The following is a 10,717-nucleotide window of genomic DNA, read 5'->3' as shown; positions in this document are numbered from 1 at the left end:
TTCGAACAGCCCCTTCTTTGTTTTAATCTATTCGTTCTTTTGTAATGCTTGAACAACTTCTTCTAATTTCATTCCTCTAGATGCTTTAACAAGTACTAAATCATTGTTTCCAATACATTTTTTCAATTCTTGTATTAATGCTTGTTTATCAAGAAAAGCGTGTACACATTCTTCACCTAATGTTGATTTTGCTCCTTCGGCTATTTGCATACCTAGATTACCAAACGTAAATAGCTTATCAACTGTACTACGCTCGATTGTTTCACCGATCTCTCTATGAAATTGAGCTTCATCTGGTCCTAATTCAAGCATATCACCTAAAACAAGGTACTTTTTATTATAGCCCTTTAATTCCACTACAAGATCAATAACAGCTTTCATAGCAGTTGGACTAGCATTATAGGCATCGTTAATGATTTTTTCACCTTGCTGTCCTTCTACCATTTCCATTCTCATATTGCTTACTTTTAATTGTAATAACCCTTTTGCAATAGCTGAATAGTCAACCTCGAGCTCTCTCGCAACTAGAATTGCTGCTAATGCATTCAGTACATTATGATTACCTAATACAGGAAGAGTTAAAGTATTACTATATAGGTTTGTCGTAAACATTGTTTGTTCTTGGCTAGATTCAATCCTTAATGGATAAATCGTGTTTCTTTGTTCTCGACCAAACGAACAAGTTTTCCAATGACTTTGAGACAATTTATCATGAAGTAATGGTTCATCACCATGATAAATCATGACACCATCTTCTCTAAGTCCCTTTGTGATTTCTAGTTTTGCTTCAGCAATACCTTCTCTAGATCCTAGATCTAATAAATGAGCCTCACCGATGTTTGTAATAACAGCAATATCAGGTTTTGCCAACTTAGATAATAATTCGATTTCTCCTCTACCGCTCATACCCATTTCCAGTACAGCAACTTCCGTATCTTCGTCCATTCCTAAAATCGTTAACGGAAGACCTAAATGATTGTTGTAGTTACCTTCTGTTTTATGAACTTTATACTTTTGCGAAAGAAGAGAAGCAATCATATCTTTCGTTGTTGTTTTCCCGTTGCTTCCTGTTACTCCAACAACTTTTGGAGTAACTTGTTGTAAATAGCTATCCGCAAGCTTTTGTAACGATTCTAACGTATCATCAACTAATAAGATTGGTAAATTTTCAGGGGGATTAGGTACATCTTTCTGCCATAAAGCTGCGCCAGCTCCATTCGCAATCGCACTTTCAACATACGCATGACCATCCGTGTTTTCACCTTGAAAAGGTACAAATAAGTTCCCTTTCATTACTTTTCTTGAATCAATTGCTACACCTGCGATTAGTTCCGTTCGTTGCTTCATGCTGTCTAATCCAATCATAGAAGCAATTTGTTCTAGCGTTCGCTTAATCATTTCGCTCCTCCTATACTTGTATAATTTAATGTTTAACTTAACGTGCGTAATGGCATTACATTTATCCCATTTGAATAATGATTGGTAAGAGATGAAAGCCTCCCACTAATCAGTTATTCAAATAATCTATCTTGGACATAAGAAAGAAGCAGAATCATTGTTTGTTTCTGCTTGCTTTCTTATATCATAAACCTGTATCTAATTAAAATGTATGTTTAATTTGTTGTTTTTCTTCATAACGTTCTAATGCAAGGTTTACAAGCTTCTCAATTAGTTTTGGATATTCGACTCCTGTTTCCTTCCACAATAGTGGAAACATACTAAACGGCGTGAATCCTGGCATCGTATTGACTTCATTAATAATGAATCTGCCGTCTTCAGTTAAGAAGAAATCTGCACGAACAAGCCCTGCACAATCCAATGCTTGATAAGCTATTACAGCAAGTTGTTTCATCTCTTCATGCTTTTCTTTCGAAATATCTGCTGGAATAACAAGACCTGTATTTCCGTCTTCATATTTCGCCTTGTAATCATAGAATGCAACATCGTTTGGAATAATCTCTCCTGCTACTGAACATTGAGGATCTTCATTACCAAGTACACCAATTTCAATTTCACGAGCGGTTACACCTTCTTCAACGATGATGCGGCGATCAAATTGAAAAGCTTCTACAAACGCTGCTTTTAGTTCTTCTTGATTCGAACATTTGCTAATACCAACGCTAGATCCTAAGTTTGCTGGTTTAACAAAACAAGGATAACCAAGCTCTTGTTCTACTTGTTCATACGTTTTTATTTCATTTTGCTCCCACTGTTTACGTGTAAACCATACATAATTTACTTGTGGTAATCCTGCTTGAGCAAAAATATTCTTCATAATTACTTTATCCATACCTGCTGAAGACGCTAGTACTCCATTGCCTACATAAGGGATATTTAGTAGCTCAAGCATCCCTTGAACAGTTCCGTCTTCTCCATTTGGTCCATGAAGTAAAGGAAAAATCACATCAAAAGGCTTGTCAGTACCGTTAGCTAAGCCTACGAAAATGTCATCTGATTTCGACGTAAGTGTTAACTCTTCCACACTTTGCGCAGGAGTTGTTAATTGTTCTCCAGTGATCCAATTACCTTCTGTAGTAATATAAACTGGATATATATCAAATTTAGTAAAGTCTAAAGCTTTCGTTACTGCAAGTGCAGTTTGTAAAGATACTTTATGCTCAGCAGATTTGCCACCATAAAGTAATCCTAATTTCATCTTCATTACGATACCTCCATTACTTTTTCAGCCATTCTATTGTACCACTTTATTTTTCAATCAAGGAAATAATATCACGTTTGGAATTAAAAAGTTACTACAGTATAAATCAATTATTATTTTATGCCCAGATTCTTAAAATGTACGTTATTGGCTTGAAATTGATAGGAACAATTATCTCGATATATTTTTCTGAATAGTTTTACTTTTATTTAACCTCTTAACTTCTCGCGAAAACCAATGTATAATCCATCTATAAAATACAGTTGTTTATTTAAGGAGGACATCATGAAACGATTCGGCTTACTTCCACGTATAATACTCGCAATCGCCCTTGGGATTTTAATCGGTCTTGTAGCTCCTAAGGAATTAATTCGTATATTCGCTACATTCAACGGAATTTTCGGAAACTTTCTAGGATTTATTATTCCCTTAATTATTATTGGTTTCATCGCACCAGGAATCGGTACAATGGGTAAAGGTGCCGGAAAAATGCTTGGGATCACAACAGGATTCGCATATGCATCTACAATATTTGCTGGTTTATTAGCTTTTGTAGCTGCAAAGACGATTTATCCTTTCATCTTAACGAATCAAACTCAAGCGAGCTTCAAGAGCCCTGAAGAAGCACTACTTGAACCTTATTTCAAAATTGACATGCCACCGGTTATGGATGTTATGGCAGCATTACTTATTGCTTTCACAATCGGACTTGGTCTAGCTGCTATAAAAGGAAACACACTGCAACATGTTATGGATGATTTTAAAGATATTGTTGAAAAAGTAATAAACGTTGCCATTATTCCACTTCTACCATTTCATATCTTTGGCATTTTCGCTAACATGACGCAAGGTGGACAAATCGCCATGATTATGAGCGTCTTTGCTAAAGTATTTATTATGATTATTGTATTGCATCTAACAATGTTACTTATTCAATATACTGTTGCAGGAACAGTATCAAAACAGAACCCGCTAAAAATGTTAAAAGAAATGATGCCTGCTTACTTTACAGCACTTGGTACGCAATCTTCTGCTTCTTCGATTCCAGTTACTATGCATCATACAAAGAAACTTGGAGTAAAGCATCGCGTTGCTAATTTCTCTGTCCCATTATTGGCAACGATCCATTTATCAGGAAGTACGATTACATTGGTAAGCTGTTCGATGGCAGTTATGTTATTACAAGGTCAAACAGCTACATTTTCTATTATGTTTCCATTTATTTTAATGTTAGGTGTTACAATGATTGCTGCACCAGGCGTTCCTGGAGGAGCTGTTATGGCCGCACTTGGTTTATTAGGATCAATGCTTGGATTCACAGAAACAATGCTTTCTCTTATGATTGCTTTATATTTAGCGCAAGATAGCTTTGGAACGGCTTGTAACGTTACTGGTGATGGAGCTATTACAGTTATCTCCAATTCATTCGCAAAAGATAAAGAAACAAATTCTATCGAGCACGTAGCATCTTAATAAAGAAAAGTGGAAGCGCCCTGGTTTGCTCCGTATGCACTGTAGCTTGACACCTTTCAAAAAAACACCGAGCAAGTTAAATGAAATCTCCTTTTAAGAAGATAAACATTAACTTACTCGGTGTTTTTATTATGTTTATAAAACGAAGCCATTATTTCAACACAAGTGCCCATTCTTTGGTCTTTCGAATAAAAATGAGTTTTGCATCAGGCTCAGTTTGATTCATCTCTTTATAATGTTCAGCCACTTCATCAATATCAAAATCACCAATAACCCAAATTGGAATCTCAAGTCGATTTCTTGATTGTTCAATTTGCTCAAATGAAATAATAATACCTTCAGCCATCAAAGATGATAATCTAATAAATATTTCAATTGGAATTCCCGGATAATCCATTCTCTTACGAATACCTAACCATGTTTTTTCCACTTTCAAACTTTCCATTTTATGCGGAATGAAAGACCCTAATAATTGAAAAAATTCATCTAATGATCGGAAGTATATTTTATTAAACCAATCATTATGATGCGAAAGATAAACATATTTATTATTTAACATCCTATAAAATGGCGGGCGTAAATGATTTTTACAATGTGCTAAATAAAGCAATTCAGCAAGTTGCTGTCCATCTACCGCATCCAATCCTGAATCATCTTCAAAGTCAATCCAACAGAAATCACCTATACGATCTGGATTTGTTTTGACTACCTTCTGGATATCATCTTGATAAACATATTCTAACAAAGTATTTCTATTGTATTCTCCATCTTCATAACGATGTTTCAGCAAGAGTATATTTTGAAGAGGGCTTTCAATCGTACGATAAAAGTCTTCAAATGTTAGACCACTTGATAGTACAAAGCGGTCAGAAGCATTTAGATGTATGTATAATAATTCTTTTGTATCATTTCTCATTATTAAGCCTCCCGAAACAAACCCCTTAAGCTGACATCGTTTTATTTAAATTCACTAATAATTTTAATCCTCTTCTATCTAGAAGATTCTAAGTCATTATCCTCTGATTAAAGTGCATTAATTCCAAAATTTCTGTCTTTAACTTTTGATAATGAATGTTTAGTATTGCTTACTTCTTAATTCTCATATAGTAAGACTTTGACTCAAGTATAACAAAAATTTCAAACGAACTAAAGGCATTACATCAGAAAGTAGTAGAATAATTTACACAAAAATGGAAAATACCCTTATTAAAATCATTCATTCAGCGGTTTTCAGTTTTTAACCAAAAATAAGTATTTACAGAATTGTAAGTATTCTCTTGAAATGTTAGCATTATACATATCCTATTAATTAAGAAAGGTGCTATTTATGAAAAAACGCCAAACGTTTTCAGATCGATTCGACTGGACACTTTGTCTTATTATATTTATGTTCCTCCTAGTGAGCTGCCTTGCTATATATAGCGCTCAAGCAACAGGTCAATACGGCGCAACAAACTTTGTACTCAAACAAATTCAATGGTATGTTATCGGCTCAGTAATTGTTGCTGTTATTATGTATTTCGATCCTGATCAAATACGACGGTTATCTTGGTATCTTTATGGTTTAGGAATTTTACTCCTACTGATATTAATCGTATCACCTGAATCACTTGTTCCAAGAATCAACGGGGCCCGTAGCTGGTTTAGGATTGGAGGTATCGCTATACAACCATCCGAGTTCATAAAGACATTCCTCATTCTCATACTCAGCCGAGTTGCCATTCAACATAACCAAGCAACAGTTAATAAAACAATCAAAACAGACTTAGTTTTACTTATAAAATTAGGAGCTATAACACTACTTCCGCTAGCCCTTATCATGAAACAACCCGATTTAGGTACGTCACTTGTGATTATTTCCATTTTTCTTGGAATCGTACTCGTATCAGGAATCAATTGGAAAATATTACTTCCGGCTATAGGCGGCGGTATCAGCATCGGTAGTTTACTCATTTATCTCGTTTTATATTTTCCAGATTTATTACAGAGATACCTAGGCGTAGAATCCTATCAGTTCAAACGAATCTACGCTTGGCTCAGACCTGAAGAATACGCAGGTAAGGAAGCCTTCCACCTGGAGCAATCATTAGATGCGATTGGTTCAGGTATGATGACAGGAAAAGGCTTTACGAATGCCGTTGTCTACATCCCCGAAAGCCATTCCGATTTTATTTTTAGCGTAATTGGGGAAGAGTTTGGATTCGTTGGAGGTAGTATTGTCATCGGTTTATATTTTATTTTGATTTATCATTTAATAAAAATTGCGCTATCTGCTTCAGATCAATTCATCTCCTATGTATGCGCCGGCATCACTAGTATGCTCACATTCCACGTGTTTCAAAATATCGGGATGACCATACAAGTTCTACCGATTACAGGTATTCCTTTACCATTTATAAGCTATGGTGGTAGTTCGCTAATGGGAACAATGATGGCCATGGGTGTAATCTTCAGTATTCAATATTATTCCAAATCATCTATGTTCTCTAATCCAAATAAATCAGTATCAACACCGATGCCCAAAAGACGTTCATTTACATTACGTGGATAATCCAATTATAAGAGGCTATTCAAAAGGACAACCTCTTCTCTAGTACATTTCATTAATCGATTGATTAAAACTCCACAGCCGTACACTGTGGAGTTTTTTTAAAATTATAGCTTAATCTTTTGAAGGCGTAACGCGTTCAAGACAACACTTACAGAACTAAATGCCATTGCTGCGCCTGCCACCCAAGGAGCAAGGAATCCTAATGCCGCAACTGGAATACCAAGTGTGTTATAACCGAGTGCCCAGAATAAGTTTTGCTTAATGTTTCGAACTGTATACTTACTCATAGCAATTGCATCTGCAATCGAATTCAAATCGCCTCTCATTAGGGTAATATCAGCCGCTTCCATTGCAACATCCGTTCCTGTTCCAATTGCCATACCAATATCAGCTACCGCTAATGCAGGAGCATCATTGATTCCATCTCCTACCATTGCAACATGTTTGCCACTCTCTTGCAATTTCTTCACTTCATTCGCTTTTTGCTCTGGTAAAACCTCCGCAATAACATGCTGGATTCCCGCTTCTTGAGCAATAGCTTTTGCCGTACGCTCATTATCACCTGTAATCATCCATACATCAATACCCATACTTATCAATCGATTAATTGCTTGTTTAGAAGAGTCTTTAATTGTATCAGCAACCGCTACAATTCCTGCATATTCTCCGTCAACCGCAACTAACATTGCTGTTTTTCCCTCTTCTTCAAATGCATTCATTGCATCATGACCGTTTTCATCAATTGCCACTGAATGCTTTTGCATTAACTTACGAGTACCAATTAGCAAAGAATGACTATTTACTTTCGCTTCAATTCCGAAACCAGGTACCGCATCAAATGACTCTACTTGCGTTAATGAAATTCCTTTTTCTTGCACACCTTTTACAATCGCTTCTGCTAATGGGTGCTCTGATTGCTTCTCGGCAGATGCTACTAAACTTAGAAGCTCTGGTTCATTCCAATTAGATGCTGTGATTACATTTGTTAAAACAGGCTTACCATTTGTTACTGTTCCTGTCTTATCGAGCATCACTGTATTAATCTTATGTGTCTGTTCTAAATGTTCTCCACCTTTGAATAGAATACCAAATTCAGCAGCACGACCAGATCCCGCCATAATAGAAGTTGGCGTTGCTAAACCAAGTGCACATGGGCAAGCAATAACTAATACTGCAATCATTTTTTCTAACGCTTCTGGAAAGTTACCTGGATCAGCTATGAAATACCAAATTAAGAAAGTTACTATTGCAATACCTACAACAATCGGTACAAATATGCCTGAAATCTTATCTGCTAATCGCTGAATAGGTGCCTTTGATCCTTGCGCTTGTTCTACTACTTTCACAATTTGCGCAAGAGCTGTATCACTTCCTACTTTCGTAGCGCGAATTTTCAAGAAGCCGTTTTTGTTAATTGTTGCTCCGATTACAGTGTCTCCTATAACTTTATCTACCGGAACACTTTCACCTGTAATCATTGATTCATCAAGAGCTGAACGTCCTTCAATAATTTCACCGTCAACAGGTACCTTTTCGCCTGGTTTTACGAATACGATATCCCCTGTAACAACCTCTTCTAATGGTACTTCTAATTCTTTACCATCTCTTTCTACAACAGCTGTTTTAGCTTGTAGACCCATCAGCTTTTTAATAGCTTCTGAAGAGCGACCTTTTGCTTTTGCTTCAAACAATTTACCTAATAAAATCAATGTAATTAGTACAGCACTTGTTTCATAGTAAAGACTTAGTTCATGCGTATGAGCACCGATTGATTGAATGCTTTGATATAAACTATAGAAATAAGCGGCTGATGTCCCTAAAGCTACCAAGACATCCATGTTAGCACTACCATTTCGGAGCGCTTTAAAAGCCCCAATATAAAACTGACTACCAATAATAAATTGTACTGGTGTTGCCAATGCAAACTGGAACCATGGATTCATTAAAATATCAGGCATATAAATCCAAGATGTAAAAGAGAAGTGCCCAACCATTGTATATAACAATGGTAGCGATAAAATTGCTGAAATGATGAACTTCCATTTTTGCTTTTCAATAGCTCTTTGACGATGATCTACTTGGTCATCTTGACTATCTTGTTTTCTTTCCGCACCATAGCCTAGCTTTTCAACTTTGGCAATAATATCACTTTGCGATACAGCACCTGGATTGTATGTTACAGTCGCAGTTTCAAGAGCTAAGTTAACGTTGGCATTCACGATACCTTCCATTTTATTTAACCCTTTTTCCACTCTTGTCGAACAAGCAGCACAAGTCATTCCTGTTATATTAAACTCTGCTACATCCATCGATACACCGTAACCGAGTTTTTCAATTTTTTGTTGAAGTTCTTCTGGTTTCACTTTATCCGGATCATACGTAATGGTAGATTTTTCTAGAGCTAAGTTAACATTGGCTTGCTCTACACCCTCCATTTTATTTAATCCTTTTTCAATTCTTGTTGAACAAGCAGCACAAGTCATTCCTGTTACATTAAATGTTGCTTCCTTTGATTGCCCACTCATATAATTCACCTCTCCATACCCATGCGGGGTATATATTATTTCAAGAAAAACTCGGTTGCTTAAACCGAGCTTTCCTTATTATAGAATTGTAAATAACTAAGCTTGATGTCTAGCTCCAGTTCATACGGAGCTAAACAGACGCTTTCGCTTTTCTTATTGTACGTCGTATCCTTGATCGTCGATTGTTTCTTTAATAGCATCTAATGTTACAACAGATGCATCATATTCTACATCTACTTTGCTATCGCTTAAGTTAACAGCTACGCTCTTTACACCTTCAAGTTCGCCAACGCTTCCCTCTACAGCTTTCACACAGTGACCACATGACATTCCTTTTACGATTAAAGTAGTTTTATCCATAATAACCTCTCCTTATTTCTTCATTAATTTTTGTATAGTTACTAACACTTCGTCTACTACTTCCATATCACCTTCTTGAATACGTTCAAGAACACAGGTTTTCAGATGCCCTTCAAGCAGCAATTTTGCAACGCTGTTAAGAGCCGATTGTGTCGCAGCAAGTTGAGTAATGATATCATCGCAATACACGTCTTTCTCAATCATCCCTTTAATGCCACGAACCTGCCCCTCTACACGGTTCAAGCGTGTGATTAGGTTCTTCTTAACACTATCTGAATGGTGGCTTTTACGATCAGAATGTTGATGACAACAAGAGTCTTCAGATATAAATTCGTTCAAGTCTTTATTCATGATCATCTTCCCTCCCCACGTCTAAAATATACTATACCCCCCTACCCTATGTAAAGCCTAAATTTTTAATTTTCCACAATTTTTTCTAATACCCATTCTTACAGTTAGCTATTTATTGAGGTACAATTTAGTTATTATCAAGTCCATTATAGAAGAAGGAGATTTTATAGAATGCTCACTATTTATTTTACACGTCACGGTCAAACAGAGTGGAATGTCGAACATCGTATGCAAGGATGGGGGAATGGTGAATTAACTGAATTAGGTCGATCTGACGCCTACAATTTAGCTGTACGTTTAAATAATACCCATCTCGATAAAATCTATTCTAGTACTAGTAAGAGAGCTTATGAAACGGCTGAAATTATCTCGAACGGCAGAAATATTACATTAATCAAGAATGACTTATTCCGTGAAATGTATTTCGGTGAATGGGATGGAATGTTACGAGATGATATTATCACCAAATATCCAGATGATCATAAATGCTTTTGGGAAACGCCGCATTTATTTGAGGGTAAAGGTGGAGAAACATTCTTTGATATTCAAAATCGCGCTAAACAAGCTCTTCAATTAATTCTAGATGAAAATAAAGAAGGTACAGTACTCGTTGTCGCTCATTCCATTTTCTTACGTGTCATATTTGCCACATTAAAGAACCTGCCGATCGCAAAAGTATTTGAACAAAATCCACCAGGAAATACAAGCTTAACAAAGGTAGTTTATGACGGAAAAGCTTTAACTATTGAGTATGAAGGCGATATGTCTCACGCAAAATAAGAACAAAAGCGAAAGTCG

The 10,717-nt window shown here is 36.2% G+C and carries 9 protein-coding genes; 3 read left to right on the top strand and 6 right to left on the bottom strand.

Going from position 1 to position 10,717, the window contains the following annotated elements; all coding sequences use genetic code 11:
* Nucleotides 1-27 precede the first annotated feature (27 nt).
* Both V7014_RS22480 and V7014_RS22475 read right to left on the bottom strand, forming a co-directional pair.
* The gene (locus V7014_RS22480) at nucleotides 28-1,398 is read right to left on the bottom strand and encodes a UDP-N-acetylmuramoyl-tripeptide--D-alanyl-D-alanine ligase (RefSeq protein WP_335510528.1); all 1,371 of its coding nucleotides are present in this window, start codon (nucleotides 1,396-1,398) and stop codon (nucleotides 28-30) included.
* 202 nt (nucleotides 1,399-1,600) lie between these two features.
* Nucleotides 1,601-2,662 (bottom strand): D-alanine--D-alanine ligase, encoded by a 1,062-nt coding sequence (locus V7014_RS22475; protein WP_335510526.1) that lies wholly within the window; start codon nucleotides 2,660-2,662, stop codon nucleotides 1,601-1,603.
* A gap of 282 nt (nucleotides 2,663-2,944) precedes the next feature.
* Between V7014_RS22475 and V7014_RS22470 the strand changes: the two genes are divergently transcribed.
* Complete coding sequence (locus V7014_RS22470) at nucleotides 2,945-4,132, top strand: dicarboxylate/amino acid:cation symporter (RefSeq protein WP_335510524.1); 1,188 nt, start codon at nucleotides 2,945-2,947, stop codon at nucleotides 4,130-4,132.
* A 151-nt stretch (nucleotides 4,133-4,283) separates the two neighbouring features.
* Here V7014_RS22470 and V7014_RS22465 read toward each other — a convergent pair whose 3' ends face one another.
* On the bottom strand, nucleotides 4,284-5,048 hold the full coding sequence (locus tag V7014_RS22465; protein ID WP_335510522.1) for a hypothetical protein: 765 nt from the start codon (nucleotides 5,046-5,048) through the stop codon (nucleotides 4,284-4,286).
* A gap of 411 nt (nucleotides 5,049-5,459) precedes the next feature.
* Between V7014_RS22465 and V7014_RS22460 the strand changes: the two genes are divergently transcribed.
* Nucleotides 5,460-6,683 (top strand): FtsW/RodA/SpoVE family cell cycle protein, encoded by a 1,224-nt coding sequence (locus tag V7014_RS22460; RefSeq protein ID WP_335510520.1) that lies wholly within the window; start codon nucleotides 5,460-5,462, stop codon nucleotides 6,681-6,683.
* A gap of 104 nt (nucleotides 6,684-6,787) precedes the next feature.
* Here the strand turns inward: V7014_RS22460 and V7014_RS22455 are convergent, their stop codons facing one another.
* From V7014_RS22455 to V7014_RS22445, 3 genes are all read right to left on the bottom strand, one after another.
* The gene (locus V7014_RS22455; protein WP_335510518.1) at nucleotides 6,788-9,208 is read right to left on the bottom strand and encodes a heavy metal translocating P-type ATPase; all 2,421 of its coding nucleotides are present in this window, start codon (nucleotides 9,206-9,208) and stop codon (nucleotides 6,788-6,790) included.
* Nucleotides 9,209-9,361: 153 nt separating this feature from the next.
* Nucleotides 9,362-9,568, bottom strand: coding sequence for a copper chaperone CopZ (gene copZ, locus V7014_RS22450; RefSeq protein ID WP_335510516.1), 207 nt, complete (start codon nucleotides 9,566-9,568; stop codon nucleotides 9,362-9,364).
* Nucleotides 9,569-9,580: 12 nt separating this feature from the next.
* Nucleotides 9,581-9,919: a metal-sensitive transcriptional regulator gene (locus V7014_RS22445; RefSeq protein ID WP_335510514.1), complete on the bottom strand. Its 339-nt coding sequence runs from the start codon at nucleotides 9,917-9,919 to the stop codon at nucleotides 9,581-9,583.
* A gap of 171 nt (nucleotides 9,920-10,090) precedes the next feature.
* Here V7014_RS22445 and V7014_RS22440 point away from each other — a divergent pair, with 171 nt between their 5' ends.
* On the top strand, nucleotides 10,091-10,699 hold the full coding sequence (locus tag V7014_RS22440; RefSeq protein WP_335510512.1) for a histidine phosphatase family protein: 609 nt from the start codon (nucleotides 10,091-10,093) through the stop codon (nucleotides 10,697-10,699).
* Nucleotides 10,700-10,717: the final 18 nt, after the last annotated feature.

This window comes from Bacillus sp. JJ722 (assembly GCF_036963345.1).
GTDB lineage: Bacteria > Bacillota > Bacilli > Bacillales > DSM-1321 > Bacillus_AD.
The sequence above is the reverse complement of the archived record's forward strand: the minus strand, read 5'-3'. Positions and strand labels throughout refer to the sequence as shown.

Bases quoted from the DNA above. Each gene is read 5' to 3' on its own strand.
- V7014_RS22440 (WP_335510512.1), top strand. From the start codon at position 10,091: ATGCTCACTATTTATTTTACACGTCACGGTCAAACAGAGTGGAATGTC.
- V7014_RS22480 (WP_335510528.1), bottom strand. From the start codon at position 1,398: ATGATTAAGCGAACGCTAGAACAAATTGCTTCTATGATTGGATTAGAC.
- V7014_RS22445 (WP_335510514.1), bottom strand. From the start codon at position 9,919: ATGAATAAAGACTTGAACGAATTTATATCTGAAGACTCTTGTTGTCAT.
- V7014_RS22475 (WP_335510526.1), bottom strand. From the start codon at position 2,662: ATGAAGATGAAATTAGGATTACTTTATGGTGGCAAATCTGCTGAGCAT.
- copZ (WP_335510516.1), bottom strand. From the start codon at position 9,568: ATGGATAAAACTACTTTAATCGTAAAAGGAATGTCATGTGGTCACTGT.
- V7014_RS22470 (WP_335510524.1), top strand. From the start codon at position 2,945: ATGAAACGATTCGGCTTACTTCCACGTATAATACTCGCAATCGCCCTT.
- V7014_RS22465 (WP_335510522.1), bottom strand. From the start codon at position 5,048: ATGAGAAATGATACAAAAGAATTATTATACATACATCTAAATGCTTCT.
- V7014_RS22460 (WP_335510520.1), top strand. From the start codon at position 5,460: ATGAAAAAACGCCAAACGTTTTCAGATCGATTCGACTGGACACTTTGT.
- V7014_RS22455 (WP_335510518.1), bottom strand. From the start codon at position 9,208: ATGAGTGGGCAATCAAAGGAAGCAACATTTAATGTAACAGGAATGACT.